General features: G+C 38.0%; 29 protein-coding genes. 1 reads left to right on the forward strand and 28 read right to left on the reverse strand.

Going from position 1 to position 18,732, the window contains the following annotated elements; all coding sequences use genetic code 11:
• Positions 1-351: 351 nt before the first annotated feature.
• The 28 genes from HT699_RS04665 to HT699_RS04790 form a co-directional block, all read right to left on the reverse strand.
• Positions 352-558, reverse strand: coding sequence for a bacteriocin immunity protein (locus HT699_RS04665; protein ID WP_000673799.1), 207 nt, complete (start codon positions 556-558; stop codon positions 352-354).
• 78 nt (positions 559-636) lie between these two features.
• A complete protein-coding gene (locus HT699_RS04670; protein ID WP_000846989.1) occupies positions 637-816 on the reverse strand; it encodes a hypothetical protein in 180 nt (59 codons plus the stop codon).
• 80 nt (positions 817-896) lie between these two features.
• A complete protein-coding gene (locus tag HT699_RS11690) occupies positions 897-1,112 on the reverse strand; it encodes a bacteriocin immunity protein (RefSeq protein ID WP_078374288.1) in 216 nt (71 codons plus the stop codon).
• A gap of 3 nt (positions 1,113-1,115) precedes the next feature.
• Entirely contained in the window at positions 1,116-1,283 is a 168-nt protein-coding gene (locus tag HT699_RS04675) for a class IIb bacteriocin, lactobin A/cerein 7B family (RefSeq protein ID WP_001047582.1), read from the reverse strand.
• A gap of 8 nt (positions 1,284-1,291) precedes the next feature.
• On the reverse strand, positions 1,292-1,492 hold the full coding sequence (locus HT699_RS04680; protein ID WP_000478865.1) for a hypothetical protein: 201 nt from the start codon (positions 1,490-1,492) through the stop codon (positions 1,292-1,294).
• 27 nt (positions 1,493-1,519) lie between these two features.
• Entirely contained in the window at positions 1,520-1,714 is a 195-nt protein-coding gene (locus tag HT699_RS04685) for a class IIb bacteriocin, lactobin A/cerein 7B family (RefSeq protein ID WP_000180815.1), read from the reverse strand.
• A 34-nt stretch (positions 1,715-1,748) separates the two neighbouring features.
• Entirely contained in the window at positions 1,749-1,904 is a 156-nt protein-coding gene (locus HT699_RS04690; protein ID WP_001004584.1) for a hypothetical protein, read from the reverse strand.
• A gap of 11 nt (positions 1,905-1,915) precedes the next feature.
• On the reverse strand, positions 1,916-2,044 hold the full coding sequence (locus tag HT699_RS04695; protein WP_000658224.1) for a smi_0059.1 family bacteriocin-like peptide: 129 nt from the start codon (positions 2,042-2,044) through the stop codon (positions 1,916-1,918).
• 241 nt (positions 2,045-2,285) lie between these two features.
• A complete protein-coding gene (locus HT699_RS04700; RefSeq protein ID WP_172934141.1) occupies positions 2,286-3,332 on the reverse strand; it encodes a DUF6287 domain-containing protein in 1,047 nt (348 codons plus the stop codon).
• Positions 3,333-3,361: 29 nt separating this feature from the next.
• Positions 3,362-4,759 (reverse strand): N-acetylmuramoyl-L-alanine amidase family protein, encoded by a 1,398-nt coding sequence (locus tag HT699_RS04705; protein ID WP_000725077.1) that lies wholly within the window; start codon positions 4,757-4,759, stop codon positions 3,362-3,364.
• A 46-nt stretch (positions 4,760-4,805) separates the two neighbouring features.
• Positions 4,806-6,041: a CAP domain-containing protein gene (locus HT699_RS04710; RefSeq protein ID WP_023935473.1), complete on the reverse strand. Its 1,236-nt coding sequence runs from the start codon at positions 6,039-6,041 to the stop codon at positions 4,806-4,808.
• 197 nt (positions 6,042-6,238) lie between these two features.
• Positions 6,239-6,826: a recombinase family protein gene (locus tag HT699_RS04715; protein ID WP_001268846.1), complete on the reverse strand. Its 588-nt coding sequence runs from the start codon at positions 6,824-6,826 to the stop codon at positions 6,239-6,241.
• A 606-nt stretch (positions 6,827-7,432) separates the two neighbouring features.
• Entirely contained in the window at positions 7,433-7,558 is a 126-nt protein-coding gene (locus HT699_RS12150; RefSeq protein ID WP_007284823.1) for a PncF family bacteriocin immunity protein, read from the reverse strand.
• Positions 7,559-7,560: 2 nt separating this feature from the next.
• On the reverse strand, positions 7,561-7,791 hold the full coding sequence (blpU, locus tag HT699_RS04720; RefSeq protein ID WP_001093485.1) for a bacteriocin-like peptide BlpU: 231 nt from the start codon (positions 7,789-7,791) through the stop codon (positions 7,561-7,563).
• Positions 7,792-7,983: 192 nt separating this feature from the next.
• Positions 7,984-8,184 (reverse strand): SPPN_00645 family bacteriocin-like peptide, encoded by a 201-nt coding sequence (locus tag HT699_RS04725; protein ID WP_001055966.1) that lies wholly within the window; start codon positions 8,182-8,184, stop codon positions 7,984-7,986.
• Positions 8,185-8,213: 29 nt separating this feature from the next.
• The gene (locus HT699_RS04730) at positions 8,214-8,405 is read right to left on the reverse strand and encodes a hypothetical protein (RefSeq protein ID WP_000439598.1); all 192 of its coding nucleotides are present in this window, start codon (positions 8,403-8,405) and stop codon (positions 8,214-8,216) included.
• A gap of 19 nt (positions 8,406-8,424) precedes the next feature.
• Positions 8,425-8,607 carry a class IIb bacteriocin, lactobin A/cerein 7B family gene (locus HT699_RS04735; RefSeq protein WP_000435077.1) on the reverse strand — a complete coding sequence of 61 codons (183 nt, stop codon included), beginning with the start codon at positions 8,605-8,607 and terminating at the stop codon, positions 8,425-8,427.
• Between the two features lie 110 nt (positions 8,608-8,717).
• A complete protein-coding gene (locus HT699_RS04740) occupies positions 8,718-8,858 on the reverse strand; it encodes a hypothetical protein (RefSeq protein ID WP_001004581.1) in 141 nt (46 codons plus the stop codon).
• 11 nt (positions 8,859-8,869) lie between these two features.
• On the reverse strand, positions 8,870-8,998 hold the full coding sequence (locus HT699_RS04745) for a smi_0059.1 family bacteriocin-like peptide (RefSeq protein WP_000658221.1): 129 nt from the start codon (positions 8,996-8,998) through the stop codon (positions 8,870-8,872).
• Positions 8,999-9,492: 494 nt separating this feature from the next.
• The gene (locus tag HT699_RS04750) at positions 9,493-10,224 is read right to left on the reverse strand and encodes a response regulator transcription factor (protein WP_001221866.1); all 732 of its coding nucleotides are present in this window, start codon (positions 10,222-10,224) and stop codon (positions 9,493-9,495) included.
• On the reverse strand, positions 10,221-11,036 hold the full coding sequence (locus HT699_RS11695; protein ID WP_240149879.1) for a GHKL domain-containing protein: 816 nt from the start codon (positions 11,034-11,036) through the stop codon (positions 10,221-10,223). The genes HT699_RS04750 and HT699_RS11695 overlap by 4 nt, the downstream gene beginning before the upstream one ends.
• Positions 11,037-11,600: 564 nt before the next feature.
• On the reverse strand, positions 11,601-11,747 hold the full coding sequence (locus HT699_RS04760; protein ID WP_000425303.1) for a smi_0057.1 family bacteriocin-like peptide: 147 nt from the start codon (positions 11,745-11,747) through the stop codon (positions 11,601-11,603).
• 152 nt (positions 11,748-11,899) lie between these two features.
• Positions 11,900-13,129, reverse strand: a complete 1,230-nt coding sequence (locus HT699_RS04765; RefSeq protein WP_031243362.1) for an N-acetylmuramoyl-L-alanine amidase family protein — start codon at positions 13,127-13,129, stop codon at positions 11,900-11,902.
• A 112-nt stretch (positions 13,130-13,241) separates the two neighbouring features.
• The gene (locus HT699_RS04770; protein ID WP_225261102.1) at positions 13,242-14,093 is read right to left on the reverse strand and encodes a C40 family peptidase; all 852 of its coding nucleotides are present in this window, start codon (positions 14,091-14,093) and stop codon (positions 13,242-13,244) included.
• A gap of 241 nt (positions 14,094-14,334) precedes the next feature.
• Positions 14,335-14,568, reverse strand: a complete 234-nt coding sequence (locus HT699_RS04775) for an acyl carrier protein (protein WP_000136445.1) — start codon at positions 14,566-14,568, stop codon at positions 14,335-14,337.
• Between the two features lie 5 nt (positions 14,569-14,573).
• Complete coding sequence (gene plsX, locus HT699_RS04780) at positions 14,574-15,566, reverse strand: phosphate acyltransferase PlsX (RefSeq protein ID WP_023932889.1); 993 nt, start codon at positions 15,564-15,566, stop codon at positions 14,574-14,576.
• Entirely contained in the window at positions 15,563-16,333 is a 771-nt protein-coding gene (gene recO, locus HT699_RS04785) for a DNA repair protein RecO (protein WP_023932887.1), read from the reverse strand. Before recO ends, plsX begins: the two co-directional genes overlap by 4 nt.
• Positions 16,330-17,499 (reverse strand): pyridoxal phosphate-dependent aminotransferase, encoded by a 1,170-nt coding sequence (locus tag HT699_RS04790; RefSeq protein WP_084933662.1) that lies wholly within the window; start codon positions 17,497-17,499, stop codon positions 16,330-16,332. The genes recO and HT699_RS04790 overlap by 4 nt, the downstream gene beginning before the upstream one ends.
• 148 nt (positions 17,500-17,647) lie before the next feature.
• On the opposite strand from HT699_RS04790, the gene HT699_RS04795 reads away from it, so the two are divergent.
• Positions 17,648-18,658, forward strand: coding sequence for a YeiH family protein (locus HT699_RS04795; protein ID WP_054392675.1), 1,011 nt, complete (start codon positions 17,648-17,650; stop codon positions 18,656-18,658).
• Positions 18,659-18,732 lie beyond the last annotated feature (74 nt).

Below are 18,732 nucleotides of genomic sequence, written 5' to 3' on the forward strand. Positions count from 1 at the left end.
TTTTCGAAGAGTATAAAACTCCAAATAAACACCTCAACTACACTTTTTTGGCAAAAAATAGGCAGAACAAACGTCCTACCTACTAAAAATATGCTATTGAAAGGAAAATGATTTTTTTCTGATACCCTAGGCAAGCTTGGGACAAATAAATCATTGATAGTAACCTTTACGACATCCTATTTAAAGTTACTTCAATTTTTAATGTCTCTGCTATTTCTAAGCCACCTCTGGTATGATCTATTCATAGTCAGAATAGATAACACAGTTCTAAATTACGATTCATAGTTACTCCTTTTTTTGATTCGTTACTATAAGACACCTATTCCCTATAGAACGTCTACTACCTCAAATTTATCCATTCTTTTTTTCTTTACTTCTGTATAAAAGAATGAAGACCATCATAAATAATGCAATCGTTGGTATATTGAAACTATCAAACCAAGTAGGTAAAGATACTTTATTCATATCAGCTACTAATCTGATGATGATATAAGACATCGAACTAAGTAATACCATAATTTCAGGCCAAACTTTCAGTATTGATTTAACAAATTTCATATTAAACTCCAATGTGATGCATTCTTAGATTCTACCATAACCACTTTCAGCGCAGACTAACAAGTCATTCTTAGCTGATCACTCTACTTGCTTTTTATTGGCCTTATATCCTAGATAAAAGAGTCCAAATAAAATAGGGTAAATTTCTGGATAAAATAGGGTATTGATTGGATTTTTCAACATCAAATACGTTGCGATGTAGATTATGAGTGATACGATAAAATACCCTTCAGCAAAACCTAATAAAAATGTTTTCATAAGAAACTCCTATTTGCCTGACAAGAATGGCGGAAAAACGCTACCATTCATATACATAAAATCCTTTTGATTCATGTTCTTCATTTATAGTTTTGATTATTTTTTGACAAATCTTTGCGAAAAATACCAAAATATGCTGCGAAAAGCAAACCAACCAAAGTCCATTGCCAATTAAAGGATACTAACGAACCTGTACGAATCACATGAAGCGCGACATTAAGAGTTATTCCCAACAAAGGACATATCGTGGCTAGTTTAGGTAACAATGTATTGAGATTAAGGTTGCGACTGTTCATTATCTAACGCCCACGACGAGCAAAATCTGAACCAAATTTGTAACCAGCATTAAAAATTTGTACAGCAGCATTCAGTACTCCTGCAATCCCAACTGCTTCCGCAAGACCAAAACCACCTTTTGTTCCCACTAATTCATCGTCAGATAATTGATAAAATTGTTCTAAGTTCATATTCGTCATTACTCCTTTGTATTATATTTTATTGCTATGTAAATGATTAAAATGAGTATTGGATAAGTAAATACTTCTGAAATATCCATAAAATTTATACTATACTGTCCAGATAATATTTTATAATCAATTAAAATTTGAACGATAGTAAAAATAATACGTAGCGATAACAATACCCCTAATAATATCACTTCTTTTTTTAAAAACATAGAAATGCCTCTCTGACTACAATCAGATTATGGTCTATTCGCATAATACCCCAAAGCTGCTCCTCCAGCAAAAAGCGCTGCTGCTCCACCTGCTACTGCTGCACCTATCTTCCAGATAGACACTCCGGCGATTACAAGAGGCAATGCTCCCCCATCCACATCCATCAACTCTTCTTCTGTAAGAGCTACAAAGTTCTGTTCCATTTTGTCAAAATTTGTCATCTTTTTTCTCCTCTTGTTCTATTTTTTCTAAATCTTATCTTCTAAAAAATGGGGTTCCAATAAATATACCGCGTAACAATAGACCTGTAATTAGACCCCGTTGATAACTTTCCTTGCTACCACCCACCAGCAAAGCTAAGTCGCTCTCCTTTAATACTTCAATAGTATACTTATCATTCATTTCATTCATCTCTTATCCTCCTAAAAACCAAAACCTCTACGAAATCCAATGTACCAATCTGCAAGGGTCTTCACCCAACTTTCTCCACCTTGAATATCGGTCAATTCTTCCGAAGTTAGCTCAACAAATCCGTAATAATGTTCTTTCATTATTTTATTCCTTTCTTTTTCTTCTCACTTATCTATTCGAAAAAAATTTCAAAAATGTACAACTAAATTAAATTTTATTTAAAAAATAATTTAATGAACCATGAATAGAAAATTGGCAGATACATAAAGCAAACTCCTTTCTTTTTCCTCTTACTTATCTATTCGAAAAGGAAGTCAAAAAAATAAGAATATCAGAAAATTTTCCGACATTCTTATTGATAAATTTGTAAGTCTATTAAAACTATTCTACCTTGTAAAAAAATCCCTCGGTACTACCATTGATAAGTTGGTGTCCAAACCATAAGCGGTCTTGTGTAATATCAGACGAGTCAGTATAGCCATTATCTGAAGAAGAGGTGACAGACATGGTTATAGGGATTCCTACTGGTAAAAAGGCAATAGCTGCACCAGCACCTCCATCTTTAGAAACAGAACTTGCCTTGAGATAGTGGTCAATTTCCTTAGCATGTTCAATTGAAATCTTGGAATGATCACTTACTAAACCATTTTTGTCAAAGGTGAATTCAATACCTGTACGATTCCTCCAAGTGCCTGCGACACTAGAAAAATCTCCATTTTGAATTGCAGTAATATCCATCCCTTTACTTTCTGACGGAAGGCTTGTTTCTCCATTTATGAGACTTGTGACAGATTTCCAAAAGAAAGATCTTATGTCAAGGGAAGGTGGTTTTGTCCCCAGTCCCTCTTCTGTATCTGATTCAATGACTAGTTCTAACAGTGTTCCATCCTGATTCAACTTGTATAGTTTAAGTTGGATTTGATTAGTAGATACTCGGGTAGATAATTGAAAATAACCATTTTCTAAAGGATTAAAATGTACTCGCTCTCCAATAAAGTCCAGATTGTTTTCTGCATTGGTCAGTCGAATAACTTCACCATTTTTAAGAGTTCGAATATCTAATAAATCGTAATAGTTAGAATCCATTTTTAGGGCAATCAAAAGTTCGTCCGTACCGTCTTGGTCTAAATCATACAAGCTATACTGTAATCCAGAATATTCTTTAGGATAAGTGTTTTTTAAGTTTGCTTTTGAATTGATCTCTGTATGTGAAGTTGACGAACCATCTAATACTTTGGCATATTCTTTAAGAACAGGATTATATAGGGTGTAATCAGGTTTCTTCTCTTCCGATGTAGAAAAAGTTGAACTAGTACTTGAAGCAATTGCTTCAGAACTTGTTGCAGAAGTGTTTTCACTCTGATGTTGGCAAGCCGTTAAAATAGAGATAGCTAATATACTAATACTGAATAGAAATAATTTTTTCATATGTTTAATCTTACAATTTGAAATTGTTTTTATACCCACTCACCGTTGTAACTGACACGATAACCGTCAGGTGTAGTTGTATTGATTGCGAGTGCACCAGAGCTATAGGCATAGTACCATTTGCCAGATACTTTCATCCAGCCTGTTTTCATAGCTCCTGAATCTTGAAGGTAGTACCAGCTACCGTTATCTTTGACCCAACCTGTCTTCATCGCACCTGAGCCGTCGAGATAGTACCACGTGCCGTTGTCTTTTACCCAGCCAGTTTGCATCCAACCAGAGTTATCAAAACGATACCAAACACCATTGATTTTTTCCCAGTCATTAGTTGTATAAGTGCCATCTTCGTGTTTATACCACCAGCGACCATTCGAATACATCCAAGTAGATTTAGACTGATGGGTCGTCATGGTTGTATCCGTGTTAGAATAGTTTCCAGATGACGAACTTGTAGAAGTTGACGAGCTAGATGAATTCGAACCTGATTGAGTTGTGGTGTTAGTATTTGAATTTGTTGAAGGATTTCCGATAGTCACCTCTTTTCTAACTTTAAAGACACGTTTTCTATTATCAACTGAGTGATCGTGCGGAGAGCCAGCTTCTCCAGACATCTCCAAGATGTATGTTCCGGCAGGAAACTGTCTGATATCGAAAACATCCCCTTTAAATTTATTACTATAAATTAAAGGCAAAAGAAATTGGTCGTTGACGTCATTAGTTAGACCACTAAAGATGACATCATTATTATGTTGGTACACAATCTTTCCGGTAGCCTTATCAATTAGAGTAACATTTCCTCTAGCTGCATTATCTCCTCCGTGTTGTAGTGGCTCTGAGAGTACACCTTCAAAATTAAATCCAAAATGATGAATTTCAACCTTTGTAATTGTTGCTTCTATTTGTTTTTCAGTACTCGTATTCGAGATAGTATTTGCTTGATTATTTGATAAGACTTCTAGTTTGGTTACATAAGTGTAAAAAGGACCTCCTTTTCCTAGATTTTCTCTGACATCAGCAGTTAACTTATAGAGAGTACCATTTAATTCAAACTTCATGGTATAGATACCATAGTCTGTTGCTTTAAAGACAATTGTTTTACCGTTGAATGTAGCAATGCCGTTGGATTCAAAACTTGCAAATTGCTTAGAGAATTCTTGTCTATAAGCATTATCTACCCAATCAACCGTTGTAAATTCACCATCAGAAAATGCTCCAAGTTGTGCTTTTCTTTTTTCTACAAGCGTCACATCTGTTGCGACTAAATCTGTATCACGATACCCAGGAGCAGGTTCTTCAACATAAGCATTAGCTGCAGGAGACCAGAACTTGACCATCGGGACGCCACTTGCTGCATTGACACTTGAAATTGTAGCTCCTGTTGCTAGGAGTGATAAAACTGCTGTAGTCGTTAAAACGATTTTTTTCATAATTTTTGTATTCCTTTTCTTTTTATCTATTTTTTATAATCTTATCCTATACCCATTCTCCATTGTAATTGACGCGATAGCCGTCTGGTGTAGTCGTATTGATTGCTAGGGCACCAGAGCTATAGGCATAGTACCATTTCCCAGATACCTTCATCCAGCCTGTTTTCATAGCACCTGAGCTATCAAGATAATACCAACTACCGTTATCCTTGAACCAACCAGTCTTCATAGCACCTGAACCGTCGAGATAGTACCACGTGCCGTTGTCTTTTATCCAGCCAGTTTGCATCCAACCTGAACTATCGAAGTGATACCAGATATTATCTAATTTTGCCCACTGATTGTAAGGGTAAGACCCATCAAGTTGCATAAACCACCAACGAGAACCAGATTGTCGCCAAAAACCCATACCCCTACCAATATCTTGCATTTGAAAAAAGAAACCTGGTTTATTAGTCCCGTTAGACTTACCTTGTTTTGTTTTCTTACTGGTATGAGTTCCGATTGCCTTCAAGTCTTTGTCAAAAAGATTCGCCTTAGTCGCAAATGTTTGAATCTGAGAAGAATTTGCTTCTGTATATTGAATGGCCTTTCCATAACCACCAGCTAATTCTTCAGAGCCACCAGATGATGTTCCGAAACTTTGTGCAACGGTAATCCATCCATTTTGAGTGACAGGGTTTTCAAAGGCTGCCAAACCCATATAGGTCAATTCTGAATTGATTAAGGATTCGTAGTGTCCAGTTTGACCAGATACACTTGCCCCACTACGAGATTTGACGTAATCTGCTTTTTCGTCATACCATTGATTAATAGCTGTCATAAATCCATCATAGTTCCAAGCTAAGTTTTCGGCTAGTGAAAAATTCCCTGAAGGCCAGGCACTCCAAATATCTTTATTAGATAAACGTTTATGATGCCTAGTTACAGAAGCTTCTGCTGCCCGAACGAAGGCTGTTTTTTCTAGTTCAGTTGACCATTTGATCGGAACATAGCTAGTAACTAGACCTTCATCTGCTGCCTCTTTTCGAATAGCATTGATACGATCTAAGATAGCCTGTTTATCTGGCGTTAAGAAAGTCCCTTCAATCCCAACTAGAGTAGTACCAGAAGAAGTACTAGTGACCTCAGAGTTTAAGATATTGTAGGATTGACCTTTGATTGCTTGAGTGGAAACCAGCCTATCATTAGCAACTACTGATTGTGATGTAACAATTCCTACCCCAAGAAGTGATAGAGCTGAAATCGTTGCAAGTGTGAACTTTTTAGCTTTGGTGTCCATTTCGTGTCCCCCTATTTTTATTTATTGTAAAATAATCAGTTTGTCCTAAAATCTAGACTTTTTTGGACAAACTTGATAAAATGGAAGTGTAATAATAATTGGTCAAAATGCTGGATTTTAGAACCTTTTTTCTAACGAAAACGCTTCTAAAATAGACTGTATTTTCTGTCCAAAAAATCCTAGTTTTTTGACAAGAACTATGAATTTTTTATCCAATTGTGAAAGGTGCTTTTTGATACTCCTAAGATGTCTGCACCTTCTCGTAAGGTTATTTCTTTTTTCTTATATTGAGCTATCACATCAGGGAGATTATTCGGAACAACCAATTTTGGTCTGCCGAATTTCTTCCCTTTTTTCTGTGCTTCCCGTATTCCTTCCATTTGTCTTTGTTTGATTTGTTCTCTTTCAAACTGTGCCACATAAGATAGGACTTGTAAAACGATATCGGAGATTAGTTTTCCTGTGATATTATCATTGCTATTCTTTGTATTTAATAAGGGGAAATCTAAAACAGTTATATTTACTTTCTTTTTCTTAGTAATTGCTTGCCATTGTTCTAAAATTTCATCATAGTTTCTTCCCAACCTATCAATTGATTTAATAACCAATTCATCATTTTCTTTCAAGGTAGTTAATAATTTTTGATATTCCATTCTGTCAAAATCTTTTCCTGAAACGTAATCAATAAAAATATTCTCTTTTGATAATTTGTTTTCTACCAATGCTGAAAATTGCCTATCAATATTTTGTTCTCTTGTAGATACTCGAACATAACCGTAACGCATAAAAACTCTCCTTTTACACTTATTGTAAAATATAAAAAAGGGCAAAATGCCCTCAAGGAGTAGTGTATTCAATTTCTAGCAATTATATATTAGTTCAAACTGGTTCATCAAGCCTTAAAAGTATGTAAAAAATCACAAACTAAGACCTCCTTCATTCCTTTTCTTCAACTTTCCTAATTTCTATACCTATTTTTTATCAAAAATACATGTAAAACTCCAAATGATGCAAATAGACACTTCAACTGCACTTTTTAGCAAAAAATAGGCAGAACAAACGTCCTACCTACTAAAAATATGCTATTTTGAAAGGAAATTGATTTTTTACTGACACCCTAGGCAAGCTTGGGACAAATAAATCATTGATAGCAACATTTACGACATCCTATTTAAAGTTACTTCAATTTCTAATGTCCCCGCTATTTATAAGCCACCTCTGGTATGATCTATTCATAGTCAGAATAGATAACACCGTTCTAAATTACGATTCATAGTTACTCCTTTTTTGATTCGCTACTGCAAGATTCCTATTTACCTGATAAGAGGAGAGATGGTCCTCTTTACATGTGCAAGATAATTTTGAATCAGATTCATCATTTATCGTTTTGATTATTTTTTGACAAATTTTTCTGTTTTCTTCTCCGAAGACTTTAAAAATTTTTTTCTAATTAGATCATCCATATAGGGACCAAATATACCAACTACTAAACCAATAATAAAACTTTTAAAATCCATAATTACCACCAACATGTCGCTGCATAGGCCACACCTCCAAATATAGCTCCTCCCGCAGCACCAGTTGCTGCACCTTGCCATGTTCCTGTTTTAATTCCTAGCTGAAGACCTCGTGCTGCTCCTCCTCCAACACCTGCTTTGGCAAAATCTCCCCAATTGCATCCGCCACCTTCAAGGCAAGCAAGTATCTCAGTATCCATAATTTCAAATTGTGACATCGTTTTTGTATTCATAACGAATGCCTCCTTTTTTATTTTAATGCTTGTCTTGTTGCAAACTTGACAAGTTTGGTATAGCAGTGTTTATTAAATTGTTTCATCCAAATCTTGAATTACTGAAATAATCATTCCCTGTATTCCTCTTATTTATCTATTCGAAAACGAATTCAAAAATATAATATATGATATTCATTTTAATAAACTATATTAATAAAATGCATTGTAAACATTTCGCCCAAATGATCTACCAGCATTATAGATACCACCGAAAAATCTTCCCGTACTATCAATCACTTTGTGGACATCGATGTTAATATTACCTCTCCATGACACTCGACCACCCTCTACTGTTGCCAAATCTTTTTCTGTAAGACTTGTAAATTTTTCTTCAATTTTTATCATATTCATTATGTCTGTTCCTCTTTATCTATAATTTTTTATTGAAACAAATAATTGTAAATTGTTTCGCCAAACTTCTGCCCCGCCCAATAAACCGGTCCTAAAAGTAATGTCCCTAAAGCATAAATCCCAACTACTCCAACTATGAAAATGAATACTTTCACAGGAATTGACTGCAAACTGTAAAAATTCTCTACCCTAGTAATCCAACTTTCTATTATGCGTTCCATCAGCGCTCTTCCTTCCCTGTTAACGTCCACGACGCTTAGCATGTGCTCCTGAAGCACCATCTACCGCACCCAATAAAAATGTTCCTGCAATTGCGACTCCTCCAACTACTACCAGACCAAATAGCAAGCCTCCTTCTACATCGGCCAATTCCTCATGACTCATTACATGAAAATTATTTTCCATATTTTTAATTTGTTCCATCTTATTCTCCTTTTTTGATTCTTAACAATTGAAAAAGGTAGTTATTTGTATTTCCTTTTTCATATATTCTGTTCATTGTTGTAGGTAAGCTTCACTCTCTAAATATTATCTTAGAATCCAAATAACGCACGACGTAAAATGAACCCCACCATTAAACCATGTTGGTAACTTGCCTCACTACCACCCACCAGCAAGGCTAAGTCGCTTTCCTTTAATACTTCAATAGTATACTTATCATTCATTTCATTCATCTCTTATCCTCCTAAAAACCAAAACCTCTACGAAATCCAATGTACCAATCTACAAGGGTCTTCGTCCAATTTTCTCCACCTTGAATATCGGTCAATTCTTCCGAAGTTAGCTCAACAAATCCGTAATAATGTTCTTTCATTATTTTATTCCTTTCGTTTTCCTCTTACTTATTTATTCGAAAAATAATTCGAAAATGTACAACTAAATTAAATTTTATTTAAAAAATAATTTAATGTACCATGAATAGAAAATCGGTAGATACATAAACCAGGCTCCTTTCTTTTTCCTCTTATTTATCTATTCGAAAAAGAAGTCGAAAGTGTACAACGAAATTAAATTTATTTGAAAAATAATTTAGTAAACCACGGATAAAAAATTGGTAGATACATGAACTAGGCTCCTCTCCTTTTCCTCTTACTTATCTATTCGAAAAACAATTCAAAAATAAACAACTAAATTAAATTTTATTTGAAAAATAATTTAATATACCATGAATAGAAAATCGGTAGATACATGAAGCAAACTCCTTTTCTTTTCCTCTTACTTATCTATTCGAAAAAGAAGTCAAAAAATAAGAATATCAGAAAATTTTCCGATATTCTTATTGATAAACTCATTCAAATCTAACAGATATTAGACATTAAGATATTTTTTAAGGGTTCTTCTGGCTGTTCGTGATACGGGGAAATGCAAGCCTTCTAACAAGGTCACTTCTGTGGCAGTCATCTCTTCAATAGCCTGTAAACTGACTAACGTATTGCGATTGGCATAGACAAAGTAATCTTTTTCAGCCTTGGCAGCGATATCCTTGAGACTGCCATAAATGGTCTTGATAGAATGATTGGCATAATAGACCTTGATACGATGGGATTCCACTGAAGTTTCAAAGGCTAAAATTTCATGGTAGGGCAGAGTGAAGCCCCGTCTTCCCTCAAAACTATAGGTAAAGAGACGCATATTTTCCCTCTTATCTACTGCCAGTACATAGTCCAGACAGCGCTCCAGCTGATGACAGTAGTCCGCCTCTGGCTGATCCTTGGAAATAAAATCCAAGGCAGACAAGTGGTAGCGAAAAGCTAGAGGTAAGGCCTCCGAGTGCGTGGACACAAAGACAATGCTTGTAAAAGGATCCCGCTCCCGAACCTGTTGAGCAACCTGAAAGCCCCGTTCACGCTCTCCATCAATCTCTAAATCTAATAAATAGAGCTGGTAATGGTCAAAATACTGAGAATACTTTTCAACATCCCCATAGTTTTTGGCAATATCAATTTCCAATCTTAAATTGCGAGAGCGACCGATATCTAGTAAAGTCTGCTCTATCCGTCCTTGCTGGACTCTATCGTCTTCCAAAACTAAAATTCTCATTCCTCTCCCCCTCGTTTCTCATCCTTAAATGGCAATTCTAAATCTTGTCTAAAAGTCGTCTCTCCTAGCTGGGTATCTAAGTTTAAATCATAATGAAAAACCATGTCCTCCAAGGTTGCCAAGCCCAGTCCACTGTGGTTATCCTTGGTAGAGTAACCCTTTTGACTGAGAATACTGGGATTCAGTTCTTCTTTCTTACGAGTGTTTTCAATGATAAAACGGACACTCCTATCACCTGCCAATAAAGCAACCCGAATCTGCGGATTTTCAGCCTCACTGGCTGCTTCTAAAGCATTTGTCGTGAGGATAGAGAGGATACGGATAGCCTCCAACATAGGCAATGCCAGCTCTTCGACAACCCCCACCGTCTCCAAACTAAAATGAATTCCCTGCTTATCTGCCACAATCATGGCTTTTGCCAAGGTATTGCGAATAGCTATATCATGGATATTGTGAAGATTAAAGGCCGTGTAATCCGCCTTCCTCAGCTTTTCATTAGTCTTTAGAAAGACATCTTGATAAATGGTAGATACCTCAGCCATGTCTTGATTTGCTATGGCAGGCTCCATGCTGGAGACAATTCCCGCAAAATCATGACGGAAACCTCGAACCTCATCATAGAGATGTCCCAACTTATCCACCATTCCTTGCAAGGAACGATTTTCATCTTCCTGTCTCTGAATGGTCTGCTCATCACGATAAACCTGCTCCAAATGCTTGATGTAAAAGAGCCAAGAGAAAAAGAGAATGAAAATCAGGAGAGAAATGGTCGTATCAAAACGAACGTAGAACGAACTATTTCTATTGGTCATAAACGAAGAGAATATCCTAAATCCAGTCAGAGGTAGGATAATGAAAAAACTCTTATAATAGTGGGTTTTGAAAGCATCTGAAAAGAATAAATCCAAATCCAAAGAACAACGTTTCATAATTGTAGAACATAGAAATATTGATAATAAATCAAATACAGATCTATATAAAGTGGAAAACGAATCTACAAAACAACAAGGCTCACCAGATAATACACGAATCCAAATTGTCAAAAATAAATAACGAATACTTTGAAAGAAGAGAAAAAGATACAGAGAAAGAAAAAAAGCTTCCCCTTTTCCCTTGTGCAATACTAGTAAAAAAATACAGTAAAAGAAGAGAATGATTCCTATATGAAATAATTCTCCAAATGTTTGGCGAGCAGATAAACTAATTAAAAATACAAGGACCCAATAACGTTTTTTATAAAATTCTGGGGAAATTTGAGCACCCAAATAAATAGTAGGAACCATGGTTGAAACGACTACCAACAGTATATATAGCACAGAAACTAAGAATTCTAAAATAATCATAAATAAATCTAATCTCTAACGAATACTGTGAATTTAAGCAAAGTGTCTACCCGTACTAAATAATTTATCGCACCATTTTACGGTATCTTCAAAAATCCCTCCACCATTCACTTCTTCCAAAACCTCTGGAGTTAACTCTTCAAATTGTTCCAATTCTACAAATGTATTTTTCATTTCCATGACAGACTCCTTTTCATTATTTTATAGATAACTCTATCCCCTGCTCCATCTACAAAAGGCTTTAGTTTCCTTTTAAAATACAAGAAATCTAAAGCCTCCTGAAAATGGTATATTGGTTAGAGCGTTAACGATTAGTTGTGAAGATGTTATTTTTATTTAACCACAACCACTTTATAATATTCGTTTGAGTGTGGAGATTCAATTTTAATTTTTTCACCATATAAACCATCGATTTCTTTATCCAGATAATCTGAAACTCCTGATGGCAAGCGTTTCATCTTAAGAATTTCACCAGATTGATCCGCATAGGCTAGGATGTGATAGTGGGTTGTAGCCATACCATCATCAATCAATACAAAGTAACCTGTTTTGAGCTTACCTTGCTCATTTTCTAAATAGTATAGTTTATTGTTATTGATTGTAAAGTGGGTAGCTCCAAGACGAAGTCGTGCACCTGGATTTTCTAAATAGACATCATTGCCAACTTTTTTAATCTCTGAATAGGTTGTCATTGCTGGGATATTAATCACACGATGTCCATTTTCATCAAAGTAGTAGCGATTTGGTAAGTTTTGGAAGTTCTGTAAAACTGCCTTAGGATCAATTTCTTGTCCTTCTTCTTTATTATCCACTAAAGCTAAGGTAGTATTTGCAACCTCATCTCCATATTTATTAGAAAACTTCTTGAACTCTGGTCTGATATACCAAGCATTTTTTTCAATAATAACATCGTCACCTTTAGCATTTAGCAAATATTCTTGCCCATCTCCAAGTTTGACAATATCATGAATACTGTATCCAGCATCTTTTCTATTTGCTAGATAGCCATCCTTACCAATGACATAACTTTCCCCATCACTGGCTAGAACAGCTCTATCTGCAACCATAGCACCTGATTTTTCAAAGTAAGACCATTTACCATCTATGAACTCCCAACCTGTCATCATAGAACCACTAAAATGAAGATAGTACCATGTAGACCCTTCTTTGTACCAACCTGTACGCATGGCGCCACTATCTGCTAGTGAGTACCATGTGCTACCTTCCTTGTACCAGCCAGTACGCATGGCGCCACTATCTGCTAGTGAGTACCATGTGCTACCTTCCTTGTACCAGCCAGTACGCATAGCGCCACTATCTGCGAGCGAATACCAAGTGTTACCGTCTTTGAGCCAACCTGTCTGCATTTTACCAGTGATGTCGAAGTGATACCATGACCCAGCATTTTGTACCCATTTATCCTTAGCTAGACTGCCATCTTGTGAAAGATTCCAGTCAGCACCATTTTTAACCCAAGTATCTGCAGCCTGTGCTTGGTTGATAGACAAAAGTAGACCAGCACCTGCAAGCAAACCAAGTGTAAGTAGTTTAGATTTTTTCATAGCCATTTCCTCCTTTATTGAATAGCTATAAGAGGGCTTCCCCTCTTTATTTAGCTATATTCTAATACTTTTCATTGTCAAAGTCAATAATATTGTGAAAAATTAGACAATATTACCAATATCTACGAATTGTATTTTGAGTAATACCGTATTGATTCATATAAGAAACATATTGACCTGGATATGGAGCATGAACTACCTTTCCACCACCAACATAAATACCTACATGGTCATTTGTCTCTTCACTATTATACAAAATCAAATCTCCAGCTTGTTGAGAACCATTACTTATATAGCTTCCTCCTGTTGCTTGACCATAGGTTACTCTAGGAATACTAATATCAAACTTAGCATGAATAGCCATCGTAAATCCTGAGCAATCTACGCCACTATTCAAATCTGCCCCACCCCAAACATATGGGATTTTTCCTACAAATGTCTCTGCGTATTCACCAAGTGCCTGTCCACGATTTTCTACCCATACACCACTGGCTCTAAAGAAGTATGGTGTACCATTCACACGTTGATAACCAGTGACCATAGCACCACTAGCAGATAAGTAGTAATAATTACCATCAGGTTGAATCCAAGTATTTTCTTTCATCCATCCTTGGTCATCAAAATAGTACCACTTGCCATCTAATTGTTCCCAATTTTTAGCATACCCACCTGAACCGTATTTAAACCACCATTTACCATTGGTTTGCATCCATGTTCCTTTCGGATCACGATATTGATTGAAAGCTTTCTTCTCTTGATTTCCCTCTGCTTGGGTTTCTTTATCTTCAAAACCAATCAATTTTACTTGATCAGCTTCTTCAGCTTTTATCTTGCCTTGATTAACTAATTGAGCAATCGCTTCTTTCTCACTTGCTGATGGGGAATCAGCATAGGCTACCGTAGTATTTGCTAGGAGAACGCCTCCTGCAAGAACTAACAAACTAGAATAAAGATATTTTTTCATCATAAAAATCCTTTCTTTTCTCCTTTTTGGAGATTGATTTTTTCTGACTCCATTATATCCCTTATTTGTCCTCAGATTTCTACTGTCCCTAGAAAGACTAAATCTGTTCCTAAACGGTCACTTATACTCAATGAAAATNNGTTTTGAGGTGGCAGATAGAGCTGACATGGTTTGAAGAGATTTTCGAAGAGTATTAAGCCAAATAAAAAATTCCAAAGCAAATGCCTTGGAACTCCGATTTCTATTTTGCTTGAATGATTTTAACAACATCTCCTACACTTTGGAGTTGGTCAATTTCTTCGTCGCTGATTTCGATATTAAATTCATCTTCCAGTGTCAAGATAAACTCCATCAAGTCAACTGAGTCAGCATCCAAATCGTCTTTCAGACTCAAGGATTCTGTCACGACAAAGTCCTCTCCCTGTCGCTCTTGGATAATGGTTACAATACGGTCAAAAATTTCTTTTTCTGTCATCTCTTTTATTCTCCTGAAAATTCACGCGCAGTCTGGGCAACTACGTCTGTTTCTAGCATGGTACGAATCTGGCGAATCGTACTATAAACAGCCTTGGCATCGCTTGAGCCATGAGTCTTGACAACAGGTGCCTTGACACCAAACAAGACCGCTCCACCAACATCTGAGTAGTTGAGCTGTTTTTTCAAACCTCTGAGGCTATCCTTGAGAAGGAGTGCGCCTAGTTTCGCTCGAAGACCACCACCTGTAATAGCTGTCTTGAGCAATCCCATGATTCCCATGGCTGTCCCTTCGATGGATTTGAGCACAGCGTTTCCCGTGAAACCATCTGCCACGACAACATCCGCAACGCCATTCATCAAATCACGTGCTTCCACGTTTCCGATAAAGTTCAAACTTTCATCAGCTGCTAGTAATTCGTAAGTTTCCTTACGAAGCGGGTCACCCTTGCTACTCTCTGTTCCATTGTTAAGTAAGCCAACACGTGGTTGCGCAATGCCACGGACATTTTTAGCATAGAAAGAACCTAGAACCGCATATTGATGGAGGTGCTGGGCTGTATTTTCTGCATTGGCACCGAGGTCCAGCATGTCAAACCCCTTCCCATCTACAGTCGGCAAAGTCGACATAAGTCCAGGACGATCGATGTTCTTGATACGACCCACGATGAAGAATCCTGCCGCCAACAAGGCACCTGTATTCCCAGCCGAGAGAACAGCGTCTGCTTCTCCTTCTTTGACAGCCTTGGCCGCCAATACCATACTGGCATTTTTCTTCTTCCGAATAGCTCTCGTAGGTTCATCGTCTGAATCAATCTTTTCATCCGTATGGATAATGCTGACGCGCTCTGTCGCTGTCAGATATTGCTTGATTTTAGCTTCATCTCCGTAGAGTTGAACCTCAATATCTGAAAAGTCAGCTAGGGCTTGATTGACACCCTCAACGATGGCTTGAGGTGCGTAATCGCCCCCCATGGCATCTACTGCGATTTTTTTCATTTCTTTTCCTCTTTTAGTAATTGTCCCCAGTCTGCTAGGGAATCAATAAATTTCTTTGATTTTAGGTGAATCCCAACGTACTCTTCGTAGAGCTGATCCATAAACTGGCGTAAGTCTTGCTTGATATCGGGCTTGAGCGAAATGGTCTCCAAGGTCTCAAAATCAATGGCTTGAAATTGATTGAGCAGATAAGGGATATTGGGATTGAGATGGCAACGTCTCTCATCCTCATGATAATGCTCTGAACAGAGGCAGGCTCCATATTTGAAAGAAAAGTCAAAAGCCTGACCGACCCGATGGCAAAAGACACACTCATTAAAATTAAGGCTGATCCCAAATCGAGTCAAAATTTGAATTTCAAAAATATTGGTCAAAACCTGATAATCCAAGCCTGCTTCCATCAACTCCAAAGTCTTTTGCAAAAAAGCAAACAAGGGAGCATCCTGCTGATTGTCCTGCAAACTAGCATCTGCAAGAGCTGCCACATAGGTCGCATAGGCCATGACAAAGAGGTCACTATTAATCTTGGGAAAAGTCATGACCTCATGATAGTCTTCGATGTAACTGAGTCCATCATCATTGATTCGCAAGAGAAATCGTGCCAGCACCAAGGGCTGAATAACAGGCGCCAGCTTAGACTGACCAGCGTGTTTGACAAAAAACATGCGTTTGCCAACCTGCTCTGTAAAAATCTTGACGAGCTTGTCATCCTCACGAAAATTGCGATTATAGAGCACCAAGCCTTGACTCGTGATAGACTGAATCATGCTTCTCTCATATACTCCTCAAGTCGTTTCATGGCTTCTTTGATAGTCTCCATGCTAGCCGCATAAGACAGGCGAACATAACCTTCCCCGTAACGTCCAAAGGCTGCCCCAGGGATAAAGGCAACGGCCTTCTTCTGTGCAAAATCCTTCAGAAAAGCAAAGGAATCTTGATTGTAACCCGCTGGAATTTTAGCAAAAATATAGAAGGCACCGTCTGGTTTGATAATCTCAAAACCAAGAGCAGTCATTTTTTCGATGATATAGTCCCGACGCTGGATATATTCCTTCTTCATGGGCTCCGCATCATTTTTACCAGCCGTCAAGGCTTCTACCGCAGCGTGTTGCGCCATGGTATTTGCGGCAGTCACCAAGTACTGGTGACTCTTGATTAACTGAGCTGTGAAGGCCGCAGGAGCGAAAATTAGTCCCAAACGCCAACCGGTCATAGCATGCGATTTAGATAGACCATTGATAATGATAGCCTGGTCTCTCAACATCGTTCCTAGAGATACATGGGCTTCGCCTGTATAGGTCAATTCTGAGTAAACCTCATCACAGACAACGAAAATTTCGTACTTGCGTAAAACGTCTGCCAAGGCCTCCAACTGCTCCCGACTATAGGTAATTCCTGTCGGATTAGCTGGATAGTTGAGAATAACCGCCTTGAGCTTGTCTCCCTGCTCCAAAATGGCCTTTTCCAACATCTCAGGAGTCAAGACAAAACCATTTTCAGTTGTGTCAATCTCGACAATCTCTGCCCCAACTAGATTGACAATCGGTTCATAACCTGGATAGGCAGGAGCTGGCAAGAGCACCTTGTCTCCCTCTTCCAAAATAGCTGTCAAAGTCGCAGATAAAGCCTCTGTCGCCCCAATTGTAACCAGGATTTCATTTTCAGGAGCATAGTCCAGTTGGTACTTTTCCTTAACAAAGTCACTGGCTGCCTGACGTAGAGTCAGCAGACCACTCATCCCTGTATAGTAGGATTGGTTCTGGTCAATCGCTCGCTTGGCCGCCTCCTTGACATGATCTGGCGTTGTAAAATCAGGTTCCCCCAAGGTCAAACGCAAGACCCCAGGAATCTCCGAAATAGCCTGGTCAAACTGACGAATCAACGAAACTTGAATCTTATCTAACTGTTTATTAAAGCGCTTAGTTAAGTCCATAGATACCTCCTACTGTAAAAACGTATCTCTATTATACTACAAAAGCCCCCCGACCGCAAAAATACATAATAGAATAACTTTCCACTTTCTACTTTACTTTTCCTGTTTTTATGTCTATAATGGTAAAAGATTTTATTTGGAGGTTTTTATGTCATTTCTATCAAAAAATGGAGCAGGTATCTTGGCCTGCCTTCTCATTTCTATCGTATCTTGGTACTTAGGAGGATTCTTCCCTGTCATTGGCGCGCCCGTTTTTGCCATTTTCATGGGAATGCTCCTACATCCCTTTCTCTCGTCTTATAAACAACTGGATGCGGGATTGACCTTTAGTTCTAAAAAATTGCTCCAGTATGCCGTTGTCTTGCTTGGTTTTGGTCTCAATATCTCGCAAGTCTTCGCAGTTGGGCAATCTTCGCTCCCTGTCATCCTATCCACCATTTCAATAGCTCTGATTATTGCCTACTTCTTCCAGCGCTTCTTTGCCCTGGATACAAAACTGGCTACCTTGGTTGGAGTAGGTTCTTCCATCTGTGGTGGTTCTGCCATTGCTGCGACAGCGCCCGTTATTGATGCTAAGGAAAAGGAAGTAGCCCAATCCATTTCCGTTATCTTTTTCTTCAATGTCTTGGCTGCGCTCATCTTTCCAACCCTCGGCACCTGGCTTCATCTATCCAATGAAGGCTTCGCCCTCTTTGCAGGGACTGCGGTCAACGACACTTCCTCTGTAACGGCTGCCGCCAGCGCTTGGGACAGTCTTTACCAAAGCAATACCCTCGAGTCTGCAACCATTGTTAAACTCACACGTACTTTGGCCATTATCCCTATCACGCTCTTTCTATCCTACTGGCAAAGTCGCCAACAAGAAAACAAGCAAAGCCTACAACTGAAAAAAGTCTTCCCACTTTTTATCCTTTACTTTATCCTTGCCTCTCTCCTCACTACACTACTCACCTCTCTAGGTGTATCCAGTAGTTTCTTTACCCCTCTCAAAGAACTCTCTAAATTCCTTATTGTCATGGCCATGAGTGCTATCGGTCTCAAAACCAATCTGGTCGCTATGGTCAAATCCAGTGGAAAATCCATTGTTCTCGGAGCCATCTGCTGGATTGCCATCATCCTCACCACTCTTGGTATGCAGACCCTTATCGGCATTTTCTAATACTCTTCGAAAATCTCTTCAAACCACGTCAACGTCGCCTTGCCGTATATATGTGACTGACTTCGTCAGTCTTA

The organism is Streptococcus sp. 1055 (assembly GCF_013276815.1).
Taxonomy (GTDB): Bacteria; Bacillota; Bacilli; order Lactobacillales; family Streptococcaceae; genus Streptococcus; species Streptococcus pseudopneumoniae.

Excerpts from the sequence above, each read along its gene's own strand:
- HT699_RS04795 (WP_054392675.1), top strand. The coding sequence starts at position 17,648 with ATGTCATTTCTATCAAAAAATGGAGCAGGTATCTTGGCCTGCCTTCTC.
- blpU (WP_001093485.1), bottom strand. The coding sequence starts at position 7,791 with ATGAATACAAAAACGATGTCACAATTTGAAATTATGGATACTGAGATA.
- HT699_RS04695 (WP_000658224.1), bottom strand. The coding sequence starts at position 2,044 with ATGAAAGAACATTATTACGGATTTGTTGAGCTAACTTCGGAAGAATTG.
- HT699_RS04690 (WP_001004584.1), bottom strand. The coding sequence starts at position 1,904 with ATGAATGAAATGAATGATAAGTATACTATTGAAGTATTAAAGGAGAGC.
- HT699_RS04710 (WP_023935473.1), bottom strand. The coding sequence starts at position 6,041 with ATGGACACCAAAGCTAAAAAGTTCACACTTGCAACGATTTCAGCTCTA.
- HT699_RS04750 (WP_001221866.1), bottom strand. The coding sequence starts at position 10,224 with ATGAGAATTTTAGTTTTGGAAGACGATAGAGTCCAGCAAGGACGGATA.
- HT699_RS04680 (WP_000478865.1), bottom strand. The coding sequence starts at position 1,492 with ATGTTTTTAAAAAAAGAAGTGATATTATTAGGGGTATTGTTATCGCTA.
- plsX (WP_023932889.1), bottom strand. The coding sequence starts at position 15,566 with ATGAAAAAAATCGCAGTAGATGCCATGGGGGGCGATTACGCACCTCAA.
- HT699_RS04770 (WP_225261102.1), bottom strand. The coding sequence starts at position 14,093 with ATGAAAAAATATCTTTATTCTAGTTTGTTAGTTCTTGCAGGAGGCGTT.
- HT699_RS04760 (WP_000425303.1), bottom strand. The coding sequence starts at position 11,747 with ATGGAAATGAAAAATACATTTGTAGAATTGGAACAATTTGAAGAGTTA.
- HT699_RS04745 (WP_000658221.1), bottom strand. The coding sequence starts at position 8,998 with ATGAAAGAACATTATTACGGATTTGTTGAGCTAACTTCGGAAGAATTG.
- HT699_RS04675 (WP_001047582.1), bottom strand. The coding sequence starts at position 1,283 with ATGAACTTAGAACAATTTTATCAATTATCTGACGATGAATTAGTGGGA.
- HT699_RS04765 (WP_031243362.1), bottom strand. The coding sequence starts at position 13,129 with ATGAAAAAATCTAAACTACTTACACTTGGTTTGCTTGCAGGTGCTGGT.
- HT699_RS04665 (WP_000673799.1), bottom strand. The coding sequence starts at position 558 with ATGAAATTTGTTAAATCAATACTGAAAGTTTGGCCTGAAATTATGGTA.
- HT699_RS04670 (WP_000846989.1), bottom strand. The coding sequence starts at position 816 with ATGAAAACATTTTTATTAGGTTTTGCTGAAGGGTATTTTATCGTATCA.
- HT699_RS04685 (WP_000180815.1), bottom strand. The coding sequence starts at position 1,714 with ATGACAAATTTTGACAAAATGGAACAGAACTTTGTAGCTCTTACAGAA.
- HT699_RS12150 (WP_007284823.1), bottom strand. The coding sequence starts at position 7,558 with ATGGATTTTAAAAGTTTTATTATTGGTTTAGTAGTTGGTATATTTGGT.
- HT699_RS04790 (WP_084933662.1), bottom strand. The coding sequence starts at position 17,499 with ATGGACTTAACTAAGCGCTTTAATAAACAGTTAGATAAGATTCAAGTT.
- HT699_RS04735 (WP_000435077.1), bottom strand. The coding sequence starts at position 8,607 with ATGGAACAAATTAAAAATATGGAAAATAATTTTCATGTAATGAGTCAT.
- HT699_RS11690 (WP_078374288.1), bottom strand. The coding sequence starts at position 1,112 with ATGAACAGTCGCAACCTTAATCTCAATACATTGTTACCTAAACTAGCC.
- HT699_RS11695 (WP_240149879.1), bottom strand. The coding sequence starts at position 11,036 with ATGACCAATAGAAATAGTTCGTTCTACGTTCGTTTTGATACGACCATT.
- recO (WP_023932887.1), bottom strand. The coding sequence starts at position 16,333 with ATGATTCAGTCTATCACGAGTCAAGGCTTGGTGCTCTATAATCGCAAT.
- HT699_RS04700 (WP_172934141.1), bottom strand. The coding sequence starts at position 3,332 with ATGAAAAAATTATTTCTATTCAGTATTAGTATATTAGCTATCTCTATT.
- HT699_RS04715 (WP_001268846.1), bottom strand. The coding sequence starts at position 6,826 with ATGCGTTACGGTTATGTTCGAGTATCTACAAGAGAACAAAATATTGAT.
- HT699_RS04705 (WP_000725077.1), bottom strand. The coding sequence starts at position 4,759 with ATGAAAAAAATCGTTTTAACGACTACAGCAGTTTTATCACTCCTAGCA.
- HT699_RS04725 (WP_001055966.1), bottom strand. The coding sequence starts at position 8,184 with ATGAATATGATAAAAATTGAAGAAAAATTTACAAGTCTTACAGAAAAA.
- HT699_RS04740 (WP_001004581.1), bottom strand. The coding sequence starts at position 8,858 with ATGAATGAAATGAATGATAAGTATACTATTGAAGTATTAAAGGAAAGC.
- HT699_RS04730 (WP_000439598.1), bottom strand. The coding sequence starts at position 8,405 with ATGGAACGCATAATAGAAAGTTGGATTACTAGGGTAGAGAATTTTTAC.
- HT699_RS04775 (WP_000136445.1), bottom strand. The coding sequence starts at position 14,568 with ATGACAGAAAAAGAAATTTTTGACCGTATTGTAACCATTATCCAAGAG.